The organism is Mycobacterium sp. NPDC051804 (assembly GCF_044452905.1).
Taxonomy (GTDB): domain Bacteria; phylum Actinomycetota; class Actinomycetes; order Mycobacteriales; family Mycobacteriaceae; genus Mycobacterium.
In genome coordinates this window covers 498160-523243 of record NZ_JBITCD010000005.1, presented here as the reverse complement: position 1 = coordinate 523243, position 25084 = coordinate 498160, and the positions used below count along the sequence as shown (strand labels likewise).

Below are 25084 nucleotides of genomic sequence, written 5' to 3'. Positions count from 1 at the left end.
GCCGAAAACTAGTCGGCGGGTTCAGTGAGTTCGAGTACGCCGTCGTCGTAGGGATCGAACAGCGGCGAGCCGCTGCCGGGCGGCTGCGGGGTGTCCGAATGCGCGCCGCAGCCGTATTCGGCGTCGACGACGTGACCGTCGGCCGACATCTCATTGGCGCACACGCCGAACATCAGTCCGAGCGAACCTGACACCGGAAGATAGAACCCGCAGTCGCGGCAGACCCGGCGCGTCGACCGCGCCATCGCCGAACCGGGACCGTACTCACCGTCGTGCCAACGTTGCGCGGCGTCGGCGCGGCCCCACGGACCGAGCACCTGCTTACGCCCGAAACCCACCTCGGCGGCTACCTCGTCGACCTCGGGGTCCCCGCTGGACATGAAGCCCGGTACGAGCCGAGGGTCATCGGCGGATGGGGCGAGCAGATCGCCAGGGCTCAGGTCGCCGGGCTTGACTCGCTCAGTCCACGGCACCCACTTCGGCGCGAGCAACGCCGTCGGACCTGGCACCAGGACGACTTCGCTGATGGTCGCGTGATCGGCGCCTGGGCACGCGGCCATGACGACGGCCCACTGCCAGCCGCGGTAGCCGGGCATGTCGGCGAGGAATCGGTGGGTGGCCGCGGTCGGATCGTCGAGGCCGGCGCCGAGGTACTCCCCGACGGTGTCCTCACCACTGAACTCGACGATCGCCGCGCGCGCGTCGTCGACGGAGCCAAGCAGCACCGTCTCCAGGTCAGGCCGGGGCGCGGCATCCCCTCCGGGGGACCCCACGCCGTTCTCGGCAGATTCCGTCACGCTGTCCATCGCTACTGATTTTGCCGTAGCCGCGTGCAAGTAGCCACACCGGTCGGCTGCACGTGCGCTGTCGCCTTGATAGGGGAGAATCTTTTCTGTGACCGGACCGCGTCGAGACGACAGGGATTCGGCAGGTTCGCGTGAGTCCGGCGGTCTCCCGCCCAACCCGCCCGGCTATTTTCCGCCGCGCCCTCCCGCCGGGGGCGGCCAGGAACACCCGGGGATGGCGAATTACCCCACAAACCCCGGCGGTGACCATGGTGGCGGTTACCGCCGGACGCGATCCAACCCCACGCCCAGCGCCAACCGGTGGCTGCCGCCGCTCGACGATTCAGCGCGGTCGCGTGCCTCCGGACCGCCGCCGCGTTCTGCCGGCGCCGCGGCGGGCGAACGCGTCGCGGTGACCAGAGCGGCCGCGCAACGCAGCCGCGAGATGGGCTCCAAGATGTACGGCCTGGTGCACCGCGCCGCCACGGCCGACGGCGCCGACAAGTCGGGCCTGACCGCGCTGACGTGGCCGGTGGTCGCCAACTTCGCGGTCGACGCCGCAATGGCCGTCGCGCTGGCCGACACCCTGTTCTTCGCGGCGGCCTCCGGCGAAAGCAAGGGCAAGGTCGCGCTGTACCTGCTCATCACCATCGCACCGTTCGCCGTTATCGCCCCGCTGATCGGGCCCGCGCTGGACCGGCTACAGCACGGTCGCCGCCTCGCCCTTGCGACGTCGTTCGTCCTGCGCACAGCGCTGGTGGTGGTGCTGATCGCCAACTTCGACGGCGCCACCGGCAGCTTTCCGCCGTGGGTGCTCTACCCATGTGCATTGGGAATGATGGTGCTGTCCAAGTCATTCAGCGTTTTGCGCAGCGCGGTGACTCCCCGGGTGCTGCCGCCGACGATCGACCTGGTCCGGGTGAACTCGCGGCTGACGATGTTCGGCCTGCTCGGCGGAACCATGGTCGGTGGCGCCGTGGCCGCGGCGGCGCAGTATTCCTTCCGGGTACTGGAACTGCCCGGCGCGCTGTACGTCGTCGTCGCCGTCTCGGTTGCCGGCGCGGCACTGGCGATGCGGATCCCCAAATGGGTCGAGGTGACCGCGGGCGAGGTGCCCGCGACACTGAGTTACCACGGCCGCACCGGTGAACTGCGCCGCGAGCCCGAACCACGCAAGTCGGCACCCGCCCGACAACCGTTGGGCCGCAACACCATCACCGCGCTATGGGGCAATTGCACCATCAAGGTGATGGTGGGCTTCCTCTTCCTCTACCCGGCATTCGTTGCCAAGTCGCACGACGCCAGCGGTTGGGAACAGTTGCGCATCCTCGGGGTGATCGGCGCGGCTGCGGCGATCGGTAACTTCATCGGCAATCTCTCCAGCGCGCGCATGAAACTCGGCCATCCGGCACAGATGGTCGTGCGCTGCACCATCGCGGTCACCGTGAGCGCGCTGGCCACCGCCGTCGCGGGCAATCTTCTGGTGGCCGCGATCGCCACCCTGATCACATCCGGCGCAAGCGCGATCGCCAAGGCGTCGCTCGACGCGTCGTTGCAGGACGACCTGCCTGAACGGTCACGCGCATCGGCCTTCGGACGTTCAGAGTCGTTGTTGCAACTGGCGTGGGTCGCCGGCGGCGCGATCGGCGTGCTGATCTACACCGAGTTGTGGGTGGGCTTCACCGGTGTCAGCGCGGTCCTGATCCTCGGTCTGGCCCAAACGTTGGTCAGCTATCGCGGCGACTCTCTGATCCCCGGCCTCGGCGGCAACCGTCCGGTACTGGCCGAGCAGGAGGGTGGGCGTCGCCCTGACAATGCGGCGGTGGCGCCGGAGTGAAACGCGTCCTCGCCATCCTGGCGGTCGTGGTGGTCATCGCGTCCGCCGCAACCGGGATATTGATCTGGCGGCTGGCCCAGCATCCGGCGTCCAAGCATCCGGAGATCAGCGCGTACACGGACGGCCAGCTGGTGCGCATCGGGCCGTACCGGTACTGCAACGTCCTCAACCCGACCGAGTGCGAATCCCCGCAGACTGACGGCGAACTCGTCGTCGACCGTGATCATCCGGTGCAGCTGTCGGTTCCCCCCGCGATATCGCGCGGACTGTGGGCATTGGTGCGCTCCTACGAGGACGGCGATGTCGTCGAGACCTTCCGGCCGGACACCACGCTTGCGGTGACCATTCCGACCTTCGATCCGCACCAGGGCCGCCTGTTCGGCCTGGCGGTACAACTGCCGACATTGGTGCGCGACCAGGAAGGCAACGAGTTCCCGTTCCCGCACGCGGAGTGGTCGGTACGGACCGTCTGGCCTCAGTCCGCTCCGTGACCGGCCGGAACTCGCTCGCCTTCGAGCGTCGGGCCGGGGGCCGTGCCATCGCCAAACGGCCTGCCACCCAACACCTCCCGGCCGTGCGGGGTCAACCAGTTGGATAGGTCCGGGCCCTTCGGCACGATCTGTGTCGGGTTGATGTCTTTGTGCACGATGTAATAGTGCTGCTTGATCTGCACGAAATCGGTGGTGTCACCGAAGCCGGGCGTCTGGAACAGGTCGCGGGCGTAGGCCCACAAGACCGGTGACTCAGCGAGTTTGTTCCGGTTGCATTTGAAGTGGCCGTGGTAGACGGGGTCGAAGCGGGCCAGCGTCGTGAACAATCGCACGTCTGCCTCGGTGAAGGTGTCGCCGACCAGATATCGCTGATTCTCGAGCCGTTCGGACAGCCAGTCCAGCGCGGTGAACAACCGGTCGTAGGCCTTGTCGTACGCGTCCTGCGAGCCGGCGAATCCGCAGCGGTACACCCCGTTGTTCACCTCGGTGTAGATGCGCTTGGCGACATCGTCGATCTCGTCGCGCAGTTCTTCGGGATACAACTGCGGCGCACCTTCGCGGTGGTACTTCGTCCACTCCGTGGAGAAGTCCAGCGTGATCTGGGCGAAGTCGTTGGTCACCACCTCACCGGTCGGCACGTCGACGATCGAGGGCACCGTGATGCCCTTCTCGTAGTCGGGGAACCGCTTGAGGAAGGCATCCTTGAGGCGCGGGATCTTCAACACCGGGTCGACGCCGCCGGGGTCCAGATCGAACGTCCAGCTGTCCTCATCGTGTGTCGGCCCGCAAAAGCCAATGGACAGAACGTCTTCCAGTCCCAGCAGCCGACGGACGATGATCGTCCGGTTGGCCCACGGGCAGGCGCGCGCGACCACCAGTCGGTACCGGCCGGCCTCGACGGGATACCCGTCGCGACCGTCGGCGGTGATTCGCGTGGTGATGTAGTTCGTGTCGCGGTTGAAATCGCCACCGCTGGCGACATAGCTCATGTCTCCAGCATGCCTGATCGTCGAATCTGAAGATATGCGCGAGATTTCTGCAAATCCTCGAAAATATCTTCAGTTTCGGCATGGAACTGCCGCCGCGCGATCACCGTCTTATCGGCCATGGAACCCGAACCGTTCATCGGCACCGAGGCGATCGCAGCCGGGACTGTCAACCGATATCGGCTTACCACCAGATATGAGGCCGTACACCGCAATGTGTATGTACCCCGCGGGCATGTGCTCACCCCAGTGCAGAAGGCCGTTGCCGCGTGGCTGTGGTCTGACCGAAAAGCGACTGTTGCCAGCGTCTCCGCTGCGGCGATGCATGGTTGCCGCTGGATCGACGCCCGATTGCCTGCCGAACTCAATCAACGGAGTCAGCACAAGACGAGAGGGATCGTGCTCCACAGTGATGCTCTGCTCGGCGACGAGAAAATGATGCTGCGCGGCGTCCCCGTTACGACACCCGCGCGAACGGCCTTCGACCTCGGCCGCCGCTACGGGCGCACACTCGGCGTCATTCGTGTCGACGCGCTGTTGCAGGCCACCAACCTCAAACTCTGCGACGTCGAGTCACTGGTCGACCGGCATCGCGGGGCTCGCGGCATCGTGCAACTGCGCGAAGTGATCGCGCTCGCTGATGAGGGCGCGGAGTCGCCTCAAGAGACACGAACCCGACTGGTGCTCACCGATGCGGGCCTACGGCCGACGCAGACCCAGATCAACGTGTTCGCGGATTCCGGCGATCACATCGGCCGCATTGATATGGGCTGGCCGGAATGGCGGGTCGGCGTGGAGTACGACGGCGAACAACACTGGACAGACCCCAAGATCCGCACGCGAGACGTCGACCGTCAAGCCGAACTCGAAGCACTGGGCTGGCGCATCGTGCGCGTCAGCGCTGACATACTCCGCTACAGACCCCACACCATCGTTGAGCGTGTCGCCGCCGCCCTGCATGCCACAGGTGCCCTGCTCTAGGCCCCGAACCTGAACTTATGCACGAGATTTCGTCGAATTTTCGAGCACAAGTTCAGTTTCGGCGGCAGAAGCCATTTAAGCGTCGAGCTCACTTGCGACCGCGCGCACCACTTCGGATACGCGTCGCGCGACCTTACGGTCGGGATAGCGACCCTTGCGCAGCTCGGGCTGAACGGCACCTTCCAGCAGCGTGATCATGTCCTCGACCATGCCGTGCAGTTCGTCCGGTGTGTGCTTGTGCTCGGCGGCGGCCGCCTCACGGCGGGTGCGCGTCAGGCTCGGCGGCGCGTCGAGGATCTTCACACTCAACGCCTGTGGGCCGCGGCGACCTGCGGCCATGCCGAACTCGACCTTCTGCCCGGCCTTGAGTCCCTCGACACCCGACGGCAGCGCGGAGGACCGGACGTAGACGTCCTCGCCCTCCTCCTGCGATAGAAAGCCGAAGCCCTTCTCGGCGTCGTACCACTTAACCCGGCCGGTCGGCACTGGTCTCACCTGCTTGTCTTCTAATGCGCTCAACATAAGGAAAGCGTCCCGTGCGTCGGGACGCGTCTCGGGTGATCCTACTCGGCCCTCGAACCTCCCTCACCCCCTTTACTCGGTAGGCTGGAACGACCGCTGGAGGGAAGATGCGCCTGATCCTGAACGTCATATGGTTGGTCTTCGGCGGCCTCTGGCTGGCGCTGGGCTATCTGCTGGCCGCGCTGATCTGCTTCATCCTCATCATCACGATCCCGTTCGGCTTCGCGTCGTTGCGCATCGCGTCTTATGCACTGTGGCCGTTCGGTCGTACCGTCGTCGATATGCCGGGAACGCGGCCGGGCGCGCTGATCGGAAACATCATCTGGGTGATCCTGTTCGGCATCTGGCTCGCCATCGGCCATGTCGTCACTGCGGTCGCGATGGCGGTCACGATCATCGGCATTCCGCTGGCGCTGGCCAACCTCAAGATGATCCCGATCTCGTTGCTGCCCTTGGGTAAGGAGATCGTCCCGGTCGATCAAGTGAACCGATCCATCGGGGCCGCGGCATGACGGTCATCGACCTGGGTGTGCCGTCGCTGGGACCGGTGCATCCGGCACCCGCGGACGGTCCGCTCGTCGACACCTTCGGCCGCATCGCTACCGACCTGCGAGTGTCGCTGACCGACCGGTGCAACCTGCGCTGTACCTACTGCATGCCCGCCGAGGGGCTGGACTGGCTGCCCGGCGAACAACTGCTGACGCCGGCCGAACTGATCCGGCTGCTGCGCATCGCGGTGACCCGGCTGGGCATCACCAGCGTGCGCTTCACCGGCGGCGAACCGTTGGTCGCCAAGAACCTCGACGACATCGTCGCGGCCACCGCCGGGCTGCGCCCACGGCCCGAAATAACGTTGACCACCAACGGCGTTGGGCTCGCGAAACGCGCGGTGAAGCTGAAGGACGCCGGTCTCGATCGGATCAACGTGTCCCTGGACACTGTCGACGCCGCGCGGTTCAGCCGTATCACCCGTCGCGACCGACTCAACGATGTGCTCGAGGGTCTGGCAGCCGCCAAGGCCGCCGGGCTGAATCCGGTCAAGGTGAACGCGGTGCTCGACCCGGTGACAGGTCTGGACGATGCCGTAGAACTGTTGCGGTTCTGCGTCGAGCACGGTTACCAGCTGCGCATCATCGAGCAGATGCCGCTCGACGCGGACCATCAGTGGCAGCGCGGTAAAGCCGTCGGTGCCGATGACGTCCTCGCCGTCCTGCGCCAGCATTTCGACCTCACGCCGAACACGGCGCCGCGCGGGTCGGCGCCCGCCGAACTGTGGCGGGTCGACGGTGACCGCGGCTTGGTGGGCATCATTGCCTCGGTCTCGCACGCGTTTTGCGCGGCATGCGACCGCACCCGTCTGACCGCCGACGGCCAGGTGCGCAACTGCCTGTTCGCGACGCAGGAGACGGATCTGCGCCACCTGATGCGCACGGGCGCCGATGACGACACCCTCGAAGCCGCCTGGCGCGCCGCGATGTGGGCCAAAGCAGCTGGACATGGCATCAACGACCCCGATTTCGTCCAGCCGGACCGCCCGATGAGCGCAATCGGCGGGTAGGTATGGCCTCTCCTTCCAAGACCGCCACTATCGAGGTGACAGTTCGGTTTTTCGCCGCCGCGAGGGCAGCCGCCGGTAACGAAGTGGAGACGATCCGGCTTCGTCCGGACACGACGCTCGCCGAACTGGTCGCTCAACTCAGCGCGCGCGACGAGAATCTCGCAAAAGTGTTGATGCGCTGCTCGTTTCTGCGCGACGGCATCGCGGTGCGGGATGCCGACGTGGCGCTGATCAACGCCCAGACCGTAGATGTTCTTCCGCCCTTCGCCGGCGGGTAATGGTGATTTGCATCACATAACGAAATGGTCACAGACTGGCTACGGGCAGGTGGAGCGTCGCAAACACCTGCAAGAACGGCCGCATCTCCTGCGGGTTTAGAGCTCTTTTAGGATTTGCCCGCGGCGAAAACGCCGTTACCCGCAAAAGATGACGCCTACGGGCATACCCATTACCGTCACTTTCCAAGTCCCTCGACCTCAATCGGGTGACCCGCTGTGCCCCGATCGCGCCGAGCTCCGTCCAGTCGGGACCCAGCCAACAACGAACAACTTTGGACGGAGGCGGGGGACCCACCGGTCCACCGAACATCAAGGACCTGGAGCCGATTTCGGCTCCTTGGGGTGAAGCCGGCGTCGTCTCGACGCCGCCGGCCGGGCAACCTCTCCAGCCCGAACCCGACAGCTGACCTCGCGGGCGCCGAAGAGAGGACACCAGCGCACCTATGAGTGGACGGCATCGTAAGCCCACTGCATCGGCCGTAAACGTCGCGAAGATCGCCTTCACAGGCGCAGTGATCGGCACCGGGGGCATGGCCCTCGCCGGACAAGCCAACGCCGCCACCGACGGCGAATGGGATCAGGTCGCCAGCTGCGAATCTGGCGGTAACTGGGCGATCAACACCGGCAACGGATATCACGGTGGACTTCAGTTCTCCCCCAGCACCTGGTCGGGCCACGGCGGCGGCGAATATGCGCCTGCCGCATACCTCGCCACCAAGGAAGAGCAGATAGCCGTCGCCGAGCGCGTGCTCGCGGGCCAGGGCAAGGGCGCCTGGCCGACCTGCGGCACCGGACTGTCGGGACCCACTCCGCGCAACGTCGTCGACGACGCAATCGCCAACCTCAACAACCTGCTGCCGCCTCCACCGCCGAACCCGTTCGCTCCGCCTCCGCCGCCTCCGCCTCCCGCGCCGTTCGATGCGCTGGCCGCCCCGGTTCCTCCGCCGGTCGACCCCATGGCTCCGCCACCGCCGCCGGCTCCGGTCGACGCCATGGCCGCTCCCGTGCCTCCGCCGCCGCCCCCGGCTGCCCCGTTGCCACCTCCGCCGCCCCCGGCCGACGCGCTGGCCGCTCCCGTGCCTCCGCCGCCGCCCCCGGCTGCCCCGCTGCCACCTCCACCGCCTCCCGTCGACGCGCTGGCCGCCCCCGTGCCGCCGCCGCCCCCGGTCGACCCGATAGCTCCGCCGCCGCCACCAATCGACGCGCTGGCCGCCCCCGTGCCTCCACCGCCTACCGACCCGATGGCACCCCTGCCGCCCGCACCGATCGACGCGCTGGCCGCCCCCGTGCCTCCGGCGCCGCCCGCCGACCCGATGGCACCCCCGCCGCCGGCACCGATCGACGCGCTGGCCGCCCCCGTGCCTCCGGCGCCTGCCGACGTCGTACAGCCCGTGGCCAACTGGGATGTCGCCGAGGGCATCGTGCCCGGCGACCAGCCTCAGGTGTGGGCGCTGCATGCGGATGCCCCGCTCCAACCCGCCCCGCCGGTTCCCCCGGCCCCCGCGCCGGATCCGCTGGCCCCCGTCAGCCTGCCGCAGCCGGCGATGGACGCGGCCAATCAGGCCGTGTCCGGTGAACTCCCCGTGCCTGCCGAGGTTCCGCACCTGTCGAGCCCGGAGAACCTGAATCCGGGAACGACGACCGACCGTGGCGCCGTCACGACTGACAGCCCGAATGTCTCGTACCTGAAGGAAATCTGGCACGCGATCCAGACCCAGGACGTCACGGGCAAGGATGCGCTGCTGGCATTGACTCAGCGTCCGCTGACGACCCCGGACCGCGCCACCGGTCAGGCGCCGAACCTGCCTGGCCAGGTCCCGCCGGATCCGGCGCTCGCGCCTCCGCCACCTCCGGCACCGGGACTGCCCGCTCCCGCGGCACCTCCGCCACCCGGCGCTCCCCTGCCGCCGCCTCCGGCACCGCTACCGCCGGCCTGAGACCAGGCTCTAGCCCGATGTCGCCGCCGGGGCGGCTCCTAGGCCGATCCGACCCACTCTTCGGAGCCGTCGGAGAAGAACTGGTGCTTCCATACCGGTAGCCGTTCCTTGACGGTGTCCACCAACCGCTGGCAGGTTTCGAATGCCGCGCCACGATGGTCTGCGGCCACGGCTGCGACGAGTGCGGCATCGCCGATGTGGAGGACGCCGACGCGGTGGCTGACCGCGATGGCCCGCACTCCCCGACTGTCGGCGGCGATCTCGGCGGCCACCTCGGCGAGTGTCTGCTGCGCCGTGGGATGCGCCGAGTACTCGAGCCTTGTCACGCCACGCCCACCGTCGTGGTCGCGGACGACCCCTGCGAAGCCCACCACCGCACCCGCGGCTTCATGTGCCACGAGCGCTTCGTGTTCGGTCAGCTCGATCAAATGCTCGGTGAGCTCGGCGCGCAGGACGACGGTCATCGTGGATGGTCCCCTCCCGCAAGCTGATCCAGCGCATGCTCGAGCACCTTGTCCAGCACCGCGAGACCGTCTTTGACGCCGCCGGTCGAGCCGGGCAGGTTCACGATCAACGTACGCCCCCTGACGCCGCAGACGCCCCGTGAGAGCACTGAGGTGGGCACCTTGTCTTCACCTGCGCGACGGATGGCGTCGGCCAGACCAGGGATCTCATAGTCGACGATGGCCGCGGTCGCCTCGGCGGTGCCGTCCGTCGGCGATATGCCGGTGCCGCCGGAAGTGATGACAACGTCGACGTTTTCGCCGACTGCGGCGAACAACGCCCGGTTGACTCCGATTCCGTCGGCGACGACGGTCGGCGCGGGCGTATCGATGCCTCGTTGATTGAGCCAGTCGGCGACGATCGGTCCGCTGCGGTCCTCGTACACGCCTGCCGCCGCGCGGGTGGAGGCGATCACCACCCGACCCGACCACGTGCGCGCAGTCGTCACCGGACCCACGTGCCGGACTTGCCGCCTTCTTTTCGCAGCACCCGGATGTCGTCGATGCGTGCGGCCGGGTCGACCGCTTTGATCATGTCGTACAGCGTCAGCGCAGCGACGCTCACCGCTGTCAGGGCCTCCATCTCCACCCCGGTGCGGTCGGTGCTGCGCACGGTCGCGGCGATGGCCACCTGGGCGCCGTCGATGACGAAGTCGATGTCGACCCCCGTCAGGGCCAGCTGATGGCACAGCGGAATCAGATCGCTGGTGCGTTTGGCCGCAAGAATCCCGGCCACTCGTGCGGTCGCCAGTGCGTCCCCTTTGGGCAGCCCACCCGATGCGATCAGACCGACGACCTCGGCGGTGGTGTGCAACGCACCTGCGGCGACGGCGGTGCGCTTGGTGGCGTCCTTGGCGGTGACGTCGACCATGTGCGCCGCGCCTGCTTCGTCGATATGCGAAAGCGCGGGGCGGGCGGAGCGCGCGGCCGCGGCTCCAGCCGGTTCAGTCACTACTTGTTGACGACCGTGACCGGGTGCAGGTACAGGACCTCGTCGGTCGGCATCGGGAAGGTCAGGTCCCCGAATGGCGACAACGCACCGGTGCGATCGGTAGCCAGCTCGCTGACTGCGTGATCGTCGTCGCCGTCGGTCGCGGGCCAGCCCGGGTCGACATACTGCTTCTTCTGCCGTTTGTTGTCAGCCACGCCTGACATTGTGGCAGGCAACGCGAGCAGTGGCGACACCGGCGGGCTGCTTTACGCTGGTCAGCAATGACCGAAAACGCGCCGGGCATCCCTCTGGGCGCCTGGCTGGCCGAACTCGGCGATGAGCGGCTGATCCGGCTGCTCGAGTTGCGGCCTGATCTGACACAGCCCCCGCCGGGGACCATCGCGGCGCTGGCGGCGCGGGCTCAAGCACGCCAGTCGGTAAAGGCTGCCACCGATGACCTGGACTTTCTTCACCTCGCGGTGATCGACGCGCTGCTGGTCCTGCATGCCGATACGACCGCGGTACCGCTGTCCAAGCTGCTGGAATTGATCGGCGCGGAGGCCGAGGCAGTGGTCACCGCGGCCGTCGACGACCTCCGCGAGCGCGCGCTCGTGTGGGGCGATGATGCGGTGCGGGTGACGACCGAGGCCGCGGTCGGCCTGCCCTGGTATGTCGGTCAGGCCACTGTCGAGGACACCGTGGCGACGGATCTCGCGGAGAGCCTCGCCGGACTCGACGAGGCGCAGTCCGACCTGCTGCAGCGTCTGTTGGACGGCTCGCCGGTGGGCCGCACCCGCGATGCCGCTGCCGGCACCCCGCCCGATCGCCCGGTGCAGCGGCTGCTGTCGAAAGGACTCCTGCGTCAGGTCGACGACGAAACGGTGATCCTGCCCAGACTCGTCGGCCAGGCCCTGCGCGGTGAGCTTCCCGGACCCGTCGGGCTGACCGCACCCGATCCTGTGGTGTCGACGACCACCACCGCCGATGTCGATGCAGTGGCCGCGGGCGCAGTGATCGATCTGCTGCGAGAGGTCGAGGTCGTGCTCGAAACCCTCAGCGCCGCACCGATTCCCGAGCTGCGCAGTGGCGGGCTCGGCGTCCGCGACGTCAAACGGCTGACCAAGATCACCGGCATCGACGACAGTCGGCTCGGACTGATTCTCGAGGTGACCGCGGCGGCCGGGCTGATCGCGACCGGCATGCCGGAACCGGAACCGCAGGACGGCACGGGCCCGTATTGGGCGCCGACGGTGGCCACCGACCGCTTCCTCGAATCTCCGACTGAGCACAAGTGGCACCTGCTGGCGTCGACGTGGCTGGAGCTGTCCGGTCGGCCGAGTCTGGTCGGCAGTCGCGGGCCCGACGGTAAACCCTATGCGGCGCTCTCGGATTCGCTGTACTCCACCGCCGCACCGCTGGACCGACGGCTGCTACTGGAGTCGCTCGCCGATCTTGCGCCCGGCGCCGGTGTCGACGCCACCTCGGCGGCGCGCGCGATGATCTGGCGACGGCCCCGCTGGGGAAATCGGCTGCAACCGGGCCCGGTGGGCGCGCTGCTGTCGGAGGCACACATGGTCGGCGTCGTGGGCCGCGGGGCGATCTCCAGCCCGGCCCGCGCCCTGTTGACCGGTGCGCCGCCCGAGGATGTCGTCAAGGCGATGGACAAGGTGCTGCCGCAGCCGATCGACCATTTCCTGCTGCAGGCCGACTTGACGGTCGTGGTGCCGGGCCCGCTGGAACGCGATCTGGCCGAGCAGTTGGGCGCCGTCGCAAGGGTCGAGTCGGCGGGTGCGGCGATGGTGTATCGCGTCAGCGAGGCGTCCATCCGCGTCGCACTCGACACCGGGCGCACCGCAGCAGACCTGCACGCCTTCTTTGCACGGCACTCGAAAACGCCTGTGCCGCAGGGGCTCACGTACCTGATCGACGATGTGGCCCGCCGGCACGGGCAGTTGCGAGTCGGCATGGCCGCCTCGTTCGTGCGGTGTGAGGACGCGGCGCTGCTGGCACAGGCGATCGCCGCACCGGCCGCCGAACAGTTGGAGATGAGGCTGCTGGCCCCGACCGTCGCGGTGTCGCAGGCACCGATCTCCGAGGTGCTGGCTGCTCTCCGGAACGCCGGCTTCGCCCCCGCGGCCGAGGACTCGACGGGCACCATCGTCGACATACGTGCCCGCGGTGCCAGGGTGCCCGCCCCGGCGTCGCGCCGGCGCTCCCACCGGCCGTCATCCCCGACCAGTCAGACGCTGGGCGCGATCGTCGCGGTGCTGCGCAAGGTGGCGGCCGGACCGTCCATCGGCATGCGGTTGGACCCGACCGCCGCGATCACCCAGCTTCAGGAGGCCGCCCACCTCCAGGCGTCGGTGGTGATCGGCTACGTCGACCCGGCCGGAGTTGCCACCCAGCGGGTGGTGGCCCCCATCAACGTCCGCGGCGGGCAGCTGACCGCCTACGATCCGGCGTCCGGCCGGGTCCGCGAGTTCGCCATCCACCGCGTCACCTCGGTGGTGTCGGCCGACTCTGGATAATGGAACGAATGACCGACGGCCCCCTGATCGTGCAGTCCGATAAAACGGTGCTGCTCGAAGTCGACCACGAGCAGGCCGGCGCGGCCCGCGCCGCGATCGCCCCCTTCGCCGAGCTGGAGCGTGCTCCCGAGCACATCCACACCTACCGCATCACCCCGCTGGCGCTGTGGAACGCGCGCGCCGCGGGGCATGACGCCGAGCAGGTCGTCGACGCGCTGGTGTCGTTCTCCCGGTACGCGGTGCCGCAGCCGCTGCTCGTCGACATCGTCGACACCATGGCGCGTTACGGGCGTCTGCAGCTGGTGAAGCATCCCGCACACGGTCTGACGCTGGTGAGTTTGGACCGCGCGGTGCTCGAGGAGGTGCTGCGCAACAAGAAGATCGCACCGATGCTCGGCGCGCGGATCGATGACGACACCGTCCAGGTACACAACAGCGAGCGCGGCCGCGTCAAGCAGATGTTACTCAAGATCGGTTGGCCCGCAGAGGATCTCGCCGGATATGTGGACGGCGAAAAGCATCCGATCAGCCTCGCGCAGGACGGCTGGCATCTGCGCGACTACCAGGAGATGGCCACCGACTCGTTCTGGGAAGGCGGGTCCGGCGTCGTGGTGTTGCCGTGCGGTGCGGGTAAGACGCTCGTCGGCGCCGCCGCGATGGCCAAGGCGGGCGCGACGACGCTGATCCTCGTGACCAACACGGTGGCGGGCAGACAGTGGAAGCGCGAGCTGATCAACCGAACGTCGTTGACGGAGGACGAGATCGGCGAGTACTCGGGCGAGAAGAAGGAGATCCGTCCGGTCACCATCGCCACCTATCAGGTGATCACCCGCCGCACCAAGGGCGAGTACAAGCACCTCGAATTGTTCGACAGTCGCGACTGGGGCCTGATCATCTACGACGAGGTGCACCTGCTGCCCGCACCCGTATTCCGGATGACCGCGGACCTGCAGTCGCGGCGACGGCTGGGCCTTACCGCCACGCTGATCCGGGAGGACGGCCGCGAGGGCGACGTCTTCTCGCTGATCGGGCCGAAGCGGTACGACGCACCGTGGAAGGACATCGAGGCCCAGGGCTGGATCGCCCCCGCCGAATGCATCGAGGTGCGGGTCACGATGACCGACAACGAGCGGATGCTCTACGCCGTCGCCGAACCTGACGAGCGATACAAGCTGTGCTCGACCGTGCATTCCAAGATCGCGGTGGTGAAGTCGATCCTGGAGAAACACCAGGGCGACCAGACGCTGGTGATCGGCGCCTACCTCGACCAGCTCGACGAACTCGGCCAGGAGCTCAACGCCCCGGTGATCCAGGGCTCGACGAAGACCGCGGAGCGGGAGGCGCTGTTCGATCAGTTCCGTCGTGGCGAGATCCCGACGCTCGTCGTGTCCAAGGTCGCCAACTTCTCGATCGATCTACCGGAAGCCAATGTGGCCGTTCAGGTTTCAGGCACGTTTGGGTCGCGTCAGGAAGAGGCGCAGCGGCTGGGCCGACTGCTGCGGCCCAAGGCCGACGGCGGCGGTGCGATCTTCTACTCGGTGGTCTCACGCGACAGCCTGGACGCCGAGTACGCCGCGCACCGCCAGCGCTTCCTGGCCGAACAGGGCTACGGCTACATCATCAAGGACGCCGACGACCTGCTTGGCCCCGCCATCTGACCGGCAGACTAGGTATGCGGCCCAACGGGTTTGGAGACGGTCAGTAGCACCACCGAATCCTGGTCGGCGCGCAAGCCGTGCCGGGACCTCGGGATGACGAGGTGATCGCCCTCGGACCCGTCCCAGTGCACGCCACCATCGGTGAGCTGCACCCTGCCGTGCAGCACGTGCAGCGTCGCCTCCCCGGGACTTTCGTGTTCGTCCAACTGAGTGCCCGCGGTGAGTGCGATGAGAGTTTGGCGCAGCGAGTGTTCGTGACCGCCGTAGACGGTGTGGGCGCTGCGTCCGCTTTTCGCGGCCCGCGCTGTTTCCAGATGCTCCCGCGCGAGCGCCTTGAGTGAAACCTTGGTCATACCCGCATCTCCTTTCAGACGATCGGATACGTCGTAGACCGTATTGACCTTGAGTCGTCTCGACTCGGGCTGGTGAATTCGAGACATGACCACGGCAATAACACCATTCTCGTCATCGGCAGCAGCGGCAAGGGCCGAACGCCGATTGCGGGCGCTTAGAAGCCGTAACGCCCCGACTGGGCCGGACGACTTCACTGACATCGGCCTGGACTGCGCACGGGCCACGCATACGCGTTAGCCTCGTCACGAGTCGGCAGCAGCCCACGGGCTCTAGCAGGAAGCACACACGCCACACATGAGCGGACATACCTCCTCACTTCGGCAGGTCGCGAAGATCGCGCTTGCCGGCGTCGTGATCGGCCTGGGCGCGCTGGTCGCGTCGACCCAGGCCAATGCCCAGCCAGCACCGCCACCGCCACTCCCGGGCCAGCCCGCACCTCCTGGTCAGCCCGTGATGGAGGTTCCGGGAGCCGAGCCGGTGGCCGCGCCGGCGCCGCCGCCGATCGGTGCGCCGCCCGTGCCGGAGATGGCCAACCAGCAGTACGGGCAGGGCAACACCTCGGGACCGTTGGGCTTCCTACGGGATGCCTGGCACATGGCCCAGGACCCGCAGAACTACACCGGCTCGATGCAGCCCGGCGACATCAAACCGTCCGTCCCCCCACCGGGAGCCGGTCCGGCGCCGCAGCTGCCACCCGGATACACGTCGCTGACCGACCCCGCGTCCAACGGGCCGGCGCCCGCCGGGACCAGCACGGGCGGGCCGCCGCTGCCGGAGGGCTACTACCCGTTGACCGGTCCGCCGCCGCCGGGATACTTCGACGCGCCGCCGCCTCCGGGCACGATCGCTCCGGTCGACCCGAACGCAATCCCGCCGGGCGGTCCCATTCCCGTCACGCCGTAGCGGTTACGTCAGCGCGGGGATGACCTCCCGCTCAAAAAGCTCGATCCCGGTGCGGTCGTATGCCGCCTCCGGGAAGTACATGATCGCGTACTCACAGCCGAGTTCCTGCATGCGCTTGAGCTTCTCGATCGCCTGCTCTGTTGTGCCGGTTGCGGATTCAGGTGCGCTGACGGTGCCCAGCATGACGTCGACGGCGGCTCCGTCCGCTTTGGCGACCTGCTGGGCGCGCAGTCGAGCCATCCGTTCGGAGACGTCGCTGTCCGACGTACCGATCACTGCGTTGAAGTTGGCCGACCGCACGATCGCGTCGTAGTCGGTGCCCACGGCCCGGCAGTGGTCGGCCAGGATCTGCGACTTGTGTACGAAACCATCTGGCTCCGAAGTGAAGTTGGTGTACTGCGCATACTTCGCGGCGATGCGCAGCGTCACTTTCTCGCCGCCACCGGCGATCCACATCGGCGGTCCGCCATCCTGCAACGGTTTCGGCGCGACGATCGCGCCGTCGACCTGATAGTGCTTGCCGGCAAGGCTTACCCGCCCGTCACGCCAGGCGTCGCGCATGATCTGGACGCCCTCGTCGAGCATGCCGAGCCGGGTGCCGGCCGACGGAAACCCGTAGCCATAGGCCTCCCACTCGTGCTGATACCAGCCGCCGCCGATCCCCATCTGCACCCGGCCACCGGAGATGATGTCCGCGGTGGCGGCGACCTTGGCGAGGTACACCGGGTTGCGGTAGCCCATCGCCGTGCACATTTGACCGAGCTTGATGCGCGATGTGCTTGCGGCGTAGGCCGACATCAGCGACCACGCCTCGTGGGTCGCCTCGTCCGTCGGCACGGGAACGGTATGGAAATGGTCGTACACCCACAGCGAATCCCAAGGGCCCGCGTCGGCATACGCGGCGAGGTCGCGCATGACGGGCCATTGCTGTTCGGTCGGAATGTCGACGAGATCGAGACGCCAGCCCTGCGGGATGAAGAGTCCAAAGCGCATGGCTTGCAACTCTATGCAAACAATGGCGGCGGGCGCCATCCTCCAAACACCGCTTCGAGCCGACCCGCGACCGCGAGCGCCGTCGCGTCCTGCCACGGTCTCGCGACGATCTGCACACCGATGGGCAGACCTTCCCTGGAGGTGCCGCACCGAACCACCGCGGAGGGCCAGCCAGTCAGGTTGTGCGCCATCAGATGGGAGAAGTCCGAGATCTCGACGAGTCCGTGGTGGTGGGGCTTGGCCGCGGTCGGCATCACGGGACCGACGAGCACGTCGTAGTCGGCCATGAACTCGAGCATCTCGATGCGGTAGGTGTCGATGTCGGTCAGCCTGCTCCGCGCGTCGGACAGCGAGAAGTCGACCAGGCGTGCCTGTTTGAGGAACTCGGAGAGTTCCTCGGACGGATTCGTCGCACCGATGGCCGCCAGGTCCGCCTCGAACCCCTGCCCCCGATCGCCGCCGAGGAACACGGACTCCCACAACAGCGCCATCGTGCGTTCGAGGCAGGGCGGGCTGTTGTGCTCGACGAGGCCGACCATCCCCTTCAGTGCCTGGACGGCGTCCCCGACGACGGCGGCGACGTCCTCGTTCGGTGGCGAGATGCCGTCATCGAGATAGGTGGCAACGCGCAGGGCGCCGACGTCGACGTCGTCCGGGTTGCCGAGCGGCGCGGGCACGGCGTAGGGATCGCGCAGATCCGGGCCGTTCATGATCGACAGGGCGAGATACAGATCGGCGACCGTCCGGGCCAGCGGGCCGTAGCAGTTGAAGGGCCCGAAAATGCCGATGGCGTCGCCGAACACGCTGCCGGTGCGCGGGATTCGACCGTGGGTGGGCTTGAGCCCGGCGATTCCGGTGTTGTGGCACGGTTGACGGATGCTGCCGCCGCCGTCCGACCCGACGCTCAGTGCGGCACCGCCGGCGGACACCAGGGCCGCCGATCCGCCGCTGCTGCCGCCTGGCGTACGGGTCAGGTCGAACGGGTTATTGGTGCGACCGTAGACGTTGTTGTTCGATTCTCCGCCGCGGCCCATCTCGGGCACGTTCGTCAGGCCGAGCACGATGGCGCCTTCGCCGCGCAGCCGCGCGACGGCTGTCGCATCGGTGTCGGCGGTCGCCCGCAGCACGGGACTTCCGCCGGAACATTCCAGCCCGGCGACATGCATGACGTCCTTGACCACGATCGGCAGCCCATGCATCCGGCCCAGCGGGGCGCCGCGGGCGACGCGCTCATCGGCATCGGCTGCGGCCGCCAGGCACTGCTGCGGGTCGGTGGCCTGCACGAGGGCGTTGAGGGCGGGGTTGACCGCGTCGATGCGTTCGAGGTGCGCCTGCACGACTTCGCGACACGAGATCGCGCCCCCAGCAATTAGTTCAACTAACTGATGGGCCGGCAACTGACAGGGATCCGTCATGCTCGCTCGTCTCGTATTTCCCCGGGGTTCACGTCGCAGTGTCCACCAGAAACGTAGTGGTCGGGCCGTTATCAGGCTGCAACGGCGACATCTTCTGATCGCCTTCGCGCAAGCCGGATCGGTGTTGTATGGTGTGGCTCACATAGCAAACATCTATGTGACATATGCCACAGAGGAGGCGGTTGTGGTCCGTGACCCGCTAACGGGGTTGGAGTCGCACCCGGTTCGTGCCGACAGCCATCATCACGTTCGGTGGTTCTACGTCCTCCTGCTTGTCGTGATCGCCATTGCGGCGATCGCGGGCATCGTCAGCACCATGGCGATGGGACAGCCGCAGGTGGCGTTCATCATCGGTCTCGTGACCGTGGCGTTCTTCTCGCGAATCGGCTGCTGACGCAGCTCGGAGCCACCTGACGGGGGCCGGCGCTAGCCTGGCGCCATGGCCCTCTCCAAGGACGAACGCGAACAATTTCTCGCCGAGCCTCATATCGGGGCGCTGTCGGTTAGTGCTGGCGACAAGCGCGGACCCCTGACGGTGCCGATCTGGTATCAGTACAGTCCCGGCGGTGAACCGTGGGTGCATACGGGCGCCGGTTCACGCAAGCATCGCCTGATCGAGTCGCAGGGCGAATTCACTTTGATGGCACAGCGCCTCGAGCCGACGGTGCGCTACGTCGCGGTCGACGGGCCGGTCAGCCGCATCGAGCCGGCCACCGACGAACAGCTTGTCGAGATGGTCAAGCGCTACCTGCCGCCGGACAAGGTCGACGGCTATCTCGAATTCGCCCGCCGCGAGCACGGCGAGGGCGTTGTCATCTACATGAAGCCGCAGCATTGGCTGTCGGCCGATCTCGGAGCGGTCTAGCCCGACGGGTAGAGCGCGGCCACCGCGGGCAGGCTCACCTTCAGCGCCGGGTTGCGCGGTAGGTCGTCGACGACGGTGAACGCCACCGGTACGTTGTAGACCGGTAACTCATGGCGGACAAGGTCGGCGAGCTCGTCATCCGACGGTGCCTGCGCCCCCGGAACCACCTCGATTGCCGCGAACGGCACCTGCCCGAGCCGTGGGTCGGGTACACCGACGACGCATGCGTCCCGCACGGCGGGATGTGAGATCAGCACGCGCCGAACGGTTTCCGGCATGATCTTGAAACCGCCGCGATTGATCGCGCCGTCGGCACGACCGTGCAGGTAAACAAAGCCGTCGGCGTCGATCGAGGCGATGTCGGTGGTGCGGATCCAGTCCGGACTGATCGGCGCCACCTTCGCTTCGAGCAGACCCTGCTCGCCTGTCCGCAGTTCCGCCCCGGTTTCCGGGTCGACGATACGAACCCGCGTGTCGGGCAGCGCTCTGCCGACACTGTCGCGTTTGGCTTCGCCGAACTCGTCGACGAGGCCCGGTGTCCACGCGCACACCGAACCGGCGAATTCTGTTGCACCGTAGGCCAACCGGATGGGAATACCGAAGTGCTTCTCGAACTCGGCGCGGGTCTCTGGGTCAAGTGGACCCGACGCGCTGATCAGAAAATCCAGCGATGCGAGATCCTCTTTGGCGACCTCGGCGTCGAGCAGCATCCGTACCACCGCGGGCTGCACACCCGAACGTGTGATGCCGTGTGTCTTGATCACATCGACGAACCCATCGACCGAAAAGCGCTCCAGCATCACGATCCGTCGGGCGTTGTACACCCCCGCGACGAGCTGGCAGACCCCGATGCCGCCGAACTGCCAATAGGCCAGTTCCGGCGGAGCGTCCGACGGCGCAGTCTCTCCACTGGTCACGCTGAACACCGTCCGCTCCAGCACCGGCGTCATTATCGCCTGACGCTTGGGCGGTCCAGTGGTACCGCTGGTCAGAATCTGCAGTGCCACACCGGGTTCGACGTCGGCGTGCGTGCGGGACTGGTCACGGCGCTCAAGGCCCCCGACCGTGAGCACCGTCGGGTCGGTCAGCGAGATCGCCACGCCCGCACAACCTGTGCGCCTACAGGCGGCGACTACTTCGTCGGTCCAGTCCTCGCGGTCGGCGACGACCGCGGACAGTTCCAGCTTCTCGATGTCGCGGCCGATCGCCTCGGGCGACTGGAAGGAGTAGATCATCGAGATCGGCCGGCCCACGGCGAGAAAGCCGATGATCGCGGCCGCGTGCTGCAGACGGTTGCGGACCACGAGACCGACGGGAGAGTCGTCGACCACCCCGGCGTCGCGCAGCGCATCGGCGATCGCAGCACCGTAAGCGGCGATCTCGTCACCGGAGTACCACCGGCCCTCGAATTGGATGCACTGGCGGTCGCCGTAGCTCGCCAGGCCTGCGGCGAACGACTCGGTGAAGCTCTCGGGCATCACGTCAATCTAGCGAGTCAAGTTCTCCGCGCGACCGCCGAGATGCTTTGCGAGGAATCGATCGGCTCGGCGATAGAAGTCGAGGCGGTTCTCGGGCTTGACGAGACCGTGGCCTTCGTTCTCGTACAGCGCATACTCGTAGTCGATGCCGTGCTCTTTCATGGCGGCGACGATCTGCTCGGACTCCGCCTGCTTCACGCGCGGATCGTTCTCGCCCTGCGCGATCAGTATGGGAATTCGAATGTTGTCGACCTTGGACAGCGGCGAACGCGACCACAGGAAGTCCTCGTCGTCGCCGACGCGCTTGTGGAACATCGACAGCAACGGTTTCCAGTATTCGGGAATCGACGCGATGAGCGTGTTCAGGTTCGACGGCCCGACCATCGAGATCGCACATCTGAAGGTGTCGGGGGTGAACGTCGCACCGATCAGCGCGGCATATCCTCCGTAGGAGCCGCCGTAGATGGCGACGCGATCGCGGTCCACAATGCCTTGCGCGACAAGGTATTCGACAGCATCCAGTAAGTCGTCGTGCATCTTGGCGCCCCACTCGCGGTCCCCGGCATTGAGGAAGTTCTTGCCGTAGCCGCTGGAGCCGCGGAAGTTCACGTGCACACCCACGTAGCCCCGGTTGGCCAACCACTGCGCTTCGGGGTCAAGGCCCCAGCCGTCGCGGACCCAAGGGCCGCCGTGCACGATGAGTACCGCTGGCAGACCGGTGCGCTCGACCCCGGCGGGGGCGGTCAAATAGCCGTGAATCGTCAGCCCGTCGCGCGAGGTGAAGCTGAACGGTTCCATCGGCACCAACGGGTAGTCGTTGAGCTGCGGTCGGTGGTCGAACAGGAACGTCGCCGTCTTCGTGCCGCGGTCCCAGGTGTAGAACTTCACCGGTCCGCTGTCGTCGTCGAAGGTCACCAGCCAGGTCGTGTCGTCGTCGCTTCGATCGCTGATCGACAGATCCCCGCGGCTCAGCTTTCGCAGCGCTTCGATGTCACCACGTATCGAGTCGTCGAATACCTGATATTCCAGGCGATCCCGGTACACCAGCACCGCTTCGATCTCGCGCGTATCCGGGTTGAGCATCGCGCCGGTGATGTCGTACTCCGGATCCTCGGCGATCACCTCGAAAGCCCCGGTCGCGATGTCCATCTTCACCAGACGACCGGTGTTCGCGTCGACAGAGGTCTGCACATACATGCTCTGGCCATCTCTGGTGAAGCCGAGCGGCCCCGTCGTCTCCGCATCCTCCGGCGGCACCTCGAGCAGCGGACGCCAGTCCGACGACTCGTCGTCACGCACCAGGAACACCGCGCCACCGTCAGGCAGCGGCTGCACCGCGCCGCGGACTTTCAGATCGACGTCGACGACCCAGCCGACGAATCCGGGGTTCTCGACGACCTTCTCGAGTTCTCCCGTCGTCAGGTCCAGGCGGTAGATGTCGTGTAGTTGAGGATTGTCCTTGTTCAGGCCGAGGAGCACGTCGTTCGGAAACTCCTTGCGGTGAGCGATGATCTGGCATTGCACGCCGTCGAACGGAGTGAGGTCGCGCTCGACACCGGTCTCCATGTCGACGTCATAGAGGCGGTAGTTCTCGCTGCCGTCCCTGTCCCGCACGTACATGATGTGGCGGTTGTCGTGCGTCCAGAAGTACCCCTGGATCCCGCGCTCGGCGTCGTGGGTGACCGGCCGCTCGTTGCCCTCCCCCGCGTCACCGACGAACACGTTCATCACGCCGTTCAACGGCGCCATGTACGACAGGCGCTTGCCGTCCGGCGAGATCTGCGCTCCCGCTCGCTCCGGATTACCCAGCAGTACTTCGAGCGGAATGAGCTTCACGTCGGCCATCGAAATATCGTCACTGATCTGGCGAACAGACGCAAAAACCCCCGAAAGTTCGACTTTTCGGGGGTTTTCGCGCCTGCTCGGCGTAGGGCCTAGAGCAGCGACTTCGGCGGGTTGAACCGATCGCCGTACTTGGCCGCCAGTTCCTTGGCGCGTGCGACAAACGCTTCCTTACCGACGCCGCCGGGACCTTCGTAGCCGACGATGAACTGCGCCGACCCACCGGTGTACGGCGGGAAGCCGATGCCCATGATCGAGCCGATGTTTGCGTCGGCGGTCGACGTGAGCACCCCTTCGTCGAGGCACTTCTGGGTCTCCAGCGCCTCGGCGAACAGCATGCGGTCGATCATGTCCTGCAGCGGCGGAGTCGACGAGCCCGACTTGAAGGTCTCCGCCAGGCCCGGCCACAGTCCGGTGCGCTTGCCGTCGACGTACTCGTAGAAGCCGGCGCCCTTCAGTCGCGACGGGCGATCCAGCTCGATCATCTTCTCGACGACCGCCTCGGCCGGGTGCGGCGTGTAGGTGCCGCCCTCGTCCTCGACGCCCTTACGGGACGCGACGGCGATCTTGTGCATCAGCTCGAGGTTGAGCTCGTCGGACAGCTGCAGCGGCGGCGCCGGGTAGCCGGCCTGCGAGCCCGCCTGCTCGATGCTGGCCGGCGCGACACCCTCGCCCAGCATGGCCAGCGCCTCGTTGACGAACGTGCCGATGACGCGGCTGGTGAAGAAGCCGCGGCTGTCGTTGACGACGATCGGCGTCTTGCCGATGGCCAGCGTGTAGTCGAACACGCGGGCCAGCGCTTCGTCAGAGGTCTTCTCGCCCTTGATGATTTCGACCAGCGGCATCTTGTCGACGGGTGAGAAGAAGTGGATTCCGATGAAGTCCTCCTGGCGCTTCACGCCGGACGCCAGACCGGTGATCGGCAGCGTGGAGGTGTTCGACCCGAGCAGCGCGTTGGGCTCGACGATGTCCTCGATCTCCTGGAAAACCTTGTGCTTCAGCTCAACCGACTCGAACACGGCCTCGATGACGAAGTCGACACCCTTGAGGTCGGCGGCGTCGGCGGTCGGCGTGATGCGGGCCAGCAGCTTGTCGGACTTCTCCTGCGTGGTCTTGCCCCGCTCCAGAGCCTTGGCTTCCAGCTTCTCGGAGTAGCCCTTGCCCTTCTGCGCGGCCTCGATCGAGACGTCCTTGAGGACGACGTCGAACCCGGCCTTGGCCGAGACGTAGGCGATGCCCGCGCCCATCATGCCCGCGCCGAGCACGCCGATCTTCTTGATCTCCTGCTTGGCGATACCGTCGGGTCGCGAGCCACCACCGTTGATGTGTTGCAGGTCAAAGAAGAACGCCTGAATCATGTTCTTGGCGGTCTGCCCGGTGACGAGCGTGGTGAAGTAGCGGCTCTCAATACGGCACGCCGTATCGAAATCCACCTGCGCACCCTCGACTGCCGCGTCCAGGATGGCCCGCGGCGCGGGCATCGGCGCACCCTTGAGTTGCTTCTTCAGCAGCGCCGGGAACGACGGCAGGATGCCGGCCAGGCCGGGGCTGCTCGGCGTACCGCCTGGCATCTTGTAGCCCTTGGCATCCCACGGCTGGGTGTGCGCATCGGGGTTGGCCTTAATCCACGCCTTGGCGGCGGGCACCAACTCGTCGACGCTCGGCAGCACCTCGTCGACAAGGCCGATGTCCTTGGCCTTGCCCGGCTTGAAACGCGTGCCCTGGCTCAGCACCTCCATGAACGCCTGTTGGATGCCGAACATCCGCACACTGCGAGCGACGCCGCCGGCGCCGGGCAGCAGGCCCAAGGTCACCTCGGGGAAGCCCACGACCGCGCCGGGCACGTCGGCGATGATCCGATGGTGGCACGCGAGACAGATCTCGAGGCCGCCACCAAGAGCCGCACCATTGATCGCGGCAACAACGGGCTTGCCGAGGGTCTCCAGGGCGCGGAGATCGCGCTTGGTGTCCTCGACGAGGCTGAAGGCTTCGCCTGCGTTCTCCGGGCCGATATTGATCATCGCCTTGAGGTCACCGCCGGCGAAGAAGGTCTTCTTCGCACTGGTGATGACGACGCCGGTGATCGAATCCTTCTCTGCCACCAGCTTTTCCACCGCGTTGTGGATGGACTCGCGGTAGTGGTCGTTCATCACGTTGGCCGAACCGGTCGGGTCGTCCAGCGTCAGGGTGACGATGCCGTCGGCATCCTTGTCCCACTTGATGGTGTTCTCTGCCATGG

The 25084-nt window shown here is 66.9% G+C and carries 25 protein-coding genes and 1 riboswitch; of the genes, 12 read left to right on the top strand and 13 right to left on the bottom strand.

Annotation, left to right across the window (positions count from 1 at the left end; all coding sequences use genetic code 11):
• Positions 1-8 precede the first annotated feature (8 nt).
• Positions 9-806, bottom strand: a complete 798-nt coding sequence (locus tag ACIA48_RS22290) for a DUF3027 domain-containing protein (RefSeq protein ID WP_396736443.1) — start codon at positions 804-806, stop codon at positions 9-11.
• A 214-nt stretch (positions 807-1020) separates the two neighbouring features.
• Between ACIA48_RS22290 and ACIA48_RS22285 the strand changes: the two genes are divergently transcribed.
• Together ACIA48_RS22285 and ACIA48_RS22280 are read left to right on the top strand one after the other, a co-directional pair.
• On the top strand, positions 1021-2622 hold the full coding sequence (locus tag ACIA48_RS22285; protein ID WP_396736863.1) for an MFS transporter: 1602 nt from the start codon (positions 1021-1023) through the stop codon (positions 2620-2622).
• Positions 2619-3113, top strand: a complete 495-nt coding sequence (locus ACIA48_RS22280) for a DUF2771 domain-containing protein (protein WP_396736440.1) — start codon at positions 2619-2621, stop codon at positions 3111-3113. Before ACIA48_RS22285 ends, ACIA48_RS22280 begins: the two co-directional genes overlap by 4 nt.
• On the opposite strand, the gene ACIA48_RS22275 is transcribed toward ACIA48_RS22280, so the two are convergent.
• Positions 3098-4102 (bottom strand): glutathione S-transferase family protein, encoded by a 1005-nt coding sequence (locus ACIA48_RS22275; RefSeq protein ID WP_396736437.1) that lies wholly within the window; start codon positions 4100-4102, stop codon positions 3098-3100. The genes ACIA48_RS22280 and ACIA48_RS22275 overlap by 16 nt on opposite strands.
• 117 nt (positions 4103-4219) lie before the next feature.
• Here ACIA48_RS22275 and ACIA48_RS22270 point away from each other — a divergent pair, with 117 nt between their 5' ends.
• A complete protein-coding gene (locus ACIA48_RS22270) occupies positions 4220-5080 on the top strand; it encodes an endonuclease domain-containing protein (protein WP_396736434.1) in 861 nt (286 codons plus the stop codon).
• A gap of 75 nt (positions 5081-5155) precedes the next feature.
• On the opposite strand, the gene ACIA48_RS22265 is transcribed toward ACIA48_RS22270, so the two are convergent.
• Complete coding sequence (locus ACIA48_RS22265) at positions 5156-5566, bottom strand: cold-shock protein (protein ID WP_396736432.1); 411 nt, start codon at positions 5564-5566, stop codon at positions 5156-5158.
• A 143-nt stretch (positions 5567-5709) separates the two neighbouring features.
• On the opposite strand from ACIA48_RS22265, the gene ACIA48_RS22260 reads away from it, so the two are divergent.
• From ACIA48_RS22260 to ACIA48_RS22245, 4 genes are all read left to right on the top strand, one after another.
• On the top strand, positions 5710-6114 hold the full coding sequence (locus ACIA48_RS22260; protein WP_396736429.1) for a YccF domain-containing protein: 405 nt from the start codon (positions 5710-5712) through the stop codon (positions 6112-6114).
• The gene (moaA, locus tag ACIA48_RS22255; RefSeq protein WP_396736426.1) at positions 6111-7160 is read left to right on the top strand and encodes a GTP 3',8-cyclase MoaA; all 1050 of its coding nucleotides are present in this window, start codon (positions 6111-6113) and stop codon (positions 7158-7160) included. Before ACIA48_RS22260 ends, moaA begins: the two co-directional genes overlap by 4 nt.
• A gap of 2 nt (positions 7161-7162) precedes the next feature.
• A complete protein-coding gene (locus ACIA48_RS22250) occupies positions 7163-7438 on the top strand; it encodes a MoaD/ThiS family protein (protein ID WP_396736423.1) in 276 nt (91 codons plus the stop codon).
• A gap of 253 nt (positions 7439-7691) precedes the next feature.
• A riboswitch (cyclic di-AMP (ydaO/yuaA leader) is annotated at positions 7692-7871 on the top strand.
• A 10-nt stretch (positions 7872-7881) separates the two neighbouring features.
• Positions 7882-9375 carry a transglycosylase family protein gene (locus tag ACIA48_RS22245; RefSeq protein WP_396736420.1) on the top strand — a complete coding sequence of 498 codons (1494 nt, stop codon included), beginning with the start codon at positions 7882-7884 and terminating at the stop codon, positions 9373-9375.
• Positions 9376-9413: 38 nt separating this feature from the next.
• Here the strand turns inward: ACIA48_RS22245 and ACIA48_RS22240 are convergent, their stop codons facing one another.
• From ACIA48_RS22240 to ACIA48_RS22225, 4 genes are read right to left on the bottom strand one after another with little or no spacing between them, the layout of a single operon-like run.
• The gene (locus tag ACIA48_RS22240; protein ID WP_396736417.1) at positions 9414-9839 is read right to left on the bottom strand and encodes a molybdenum cofactor biosynthesis protein MoaE; all 426 of its coding nucleotides are present in this window, start codon (positions 9837-9839) and stop codon (positions 9414-9416) included.
• Entirely contained in the window at positions 9836-10327 is a 492-nt protein-coding gene (locus tag ACIA48_RS22235) for a molybdenum cofactor biosynthesis protein B (protein ID WP_396736415.1), read from the bottom strand. Before ACIA48_RS22235 ends, ACIA48_RS22240 begins: the two co-directional genes overlap by 4 nt.
• Positions 10324-10830: a cyclic pyranopterin monophosphate synthase MoaC gene (moaC, locus tag ACIA48_RS22230; protein WP_396736412.1), complete on the bottom strand. Its 507-nt coding sequence runs from the start codon at positions 10828-10830 to the stop codon at positions 10324-10326. The genes ACIA48_RS22235 and moaC overlap by 4 nt, the downstream gene beginning before the upstream one ends.
• Complete coding sequence (locus ACIA48_RS22225; protein ID WP_396736410.1) at positions 10830-11033, bottom strand: hypothetical protein; 204 nt, start codon at positions 11031-11033, stop codon at positions 10830-10832. Before ACIA48_RS22225 ends, moaC begins: the two co-directional genes overlap by 1 nt.
• A gap of 57 nt (positions 11034-11090) precedes the next feature.
• Here ACIA48_RS22225 and ACIA48_RS22220 point away from each other — a divergent pair, with 57 nt between their 5' ends.
• Both ACIA48_RS22220 and ACIA48_RS22215 read left to right on the top strand, forming a co-directional pair.
• A complete protein-coding gene (locus tag ACIA48_RS22220) occupies positions 11091-13337 on the top strand; it encodes a helicase-associated domain-containing protein (protein ID WP_396736407.1) in 2247 nt (748 codons plus the stop codon).
• A gap of 8 nt (positions 13338-13345) precedes the next feature.
• Positions 13346-14995 carry a DNA repair helicase XPB gene (locus tag ACIA48_RS22215; RefSeq protein ID WP_396736404.1) on the top strand — a complete coding sequence of 550 codons (1650 nt, stop codon included), beginning with the start codon at positions 13346-13348 and terminating at the stop codon, positions 14993-14995.
• Between the two features lie 8 nt (positions 14996-15003).
• On the opposite strand, the gene ACIA48_RS22210 is transcribed toward ACIA48_RS22215, so the two are convergent.
• Positions 15004-15348 (bottom strand): cupin domain-containing protein, encoded by a 345-nt coding sequence (locus tag ACIA48_RS22210; RefSeq protein ID WP_396736402.1) that lies wholly within the window; start codon positions 15346-15348, stop codon positions 15004-15006.
• A 295-nt stretch (positions 15349-15643) separates the two neighbouring features.
• Here ACIA48_RS22210 and ACIA48_RS22205 point away from each other — a divergent pair, with 295 nt between their 5' ends.
• A complete protein-coding gene (locus ACIA48_RS22205) occupies positions 15644-16252 on the top strand; it encodes a hypothetical protein (protein WP_396736399.1) in 609 nt (202 codons plus the stop codon).
• Positions 16253-16255: 3 nt separating this feature from the next.
• Here the strand turns inward: ACIA48_RS22205 and ACIA48_RS22200 are convergent, their stop codons facing one another.
• Both ACIA48_RS22200 and ACIA48_RS22195 read right to left on the bottom strand, forming a co-directional pair.
• Positions 16256-17245 carry an LLM class F420-dependent oxidoreductase gene (locus ACIA48_RS22200; protein WP_396736396.1) on the bottom strand — a complete coding sequence of 330 codons (990 nt, stop codon included), beginning with the start codon at positions 17243-17245 and terminating at the stop codon, positions 16256-16258.
• Between the two features lie 11 nt (positions 17246-17256).
• Entirely contained in the window at positions 17257-18660 is a 1404-nt protein-coding gene (locus ACIA48_RS22195; RefSeq protein ID WP_396736393.1) for an amidase, read from the bottom strand.
• 157 nt (positions 18661-18817) lie between these two features.
• Here ACIA48_RS22195 and ACIA48_RS22190 point away from each other — a divergent pair, with 157 nt between their 5' ends.
• Positions 18818-19054, top strand: a complete 237-nt coding sequence (locus ACIA48_RS22190) for a hypothetical protein (protein WP_396736391.1) — start codon at positions 18818-18820, stop codon at positions 19052-19054.
• Between the two features lie 45 nt (positions 19055-19099).
• Positions 19100-19525 (top strand): pyridoxamine 5'-phosphate oxidase family protein, encoded by a 426-nt coding sequence (locus tag ACIA48_RS22185; RefSeq protein WP_396736388.1) that lies wholly within the window; start codon positions 19100-19102, stop codon positions 19523-19525.
• On the opposite strand, the gene ACIA48_RS22180 is transcribed toward ACIA48_RS22185, so the two are convergent.
• The 3 genes from ACIA48_RS22180 to ACIA48_RS22170 all read right to left on the bottom strand — a co-directional run bounded on the left by ACIA48_RS22180 (position 19522) and on the right by ACIA48_RS22170 (position 25082).
• A complete protein-coding gene (locus ACIA48_RS22180; protein WP_396736385.1) occupies positions 19522-21003 on the bottom strand; it encodes a class I adenylate-forming enzyme family protein in 1482 nt (493 codons plus the stop codon). The two genes, ACIA48_RS22185 and ACIA48_RS22180, sit on opposite strands and share 4 nt — an antisense overlap.
• A 9-nt stretch (positions 21004-21012) precedes the next feature.
• Entirely contained in the window at positions 21013-22848 is a 1836-nt protein-coding gene (locus ACIA48_RS22175; protein WP_396736383.1) for a S9 family peptidase, read from the bottom strand.
• A gap of 89 nt (positions 22849-22937) precedes the next feature.
• Positions 22938-25082 carry a 3-hydroxyacyl-CoA dehydrogenase NAD-binding domain-containing protein gene (locus ACIA48_RS22170; RefSeq protein ID WP_396736380.1) on the bottom strand — a complete coding sequence of 715 codons (2145 nt, stop codon included), beginning with the start codon at positions 25080-25082 and terminating at the stop codon, positions 22938-22940.
• Between the last annotated feature and the right edge of the window lie 2 nt (positions 25083-25084).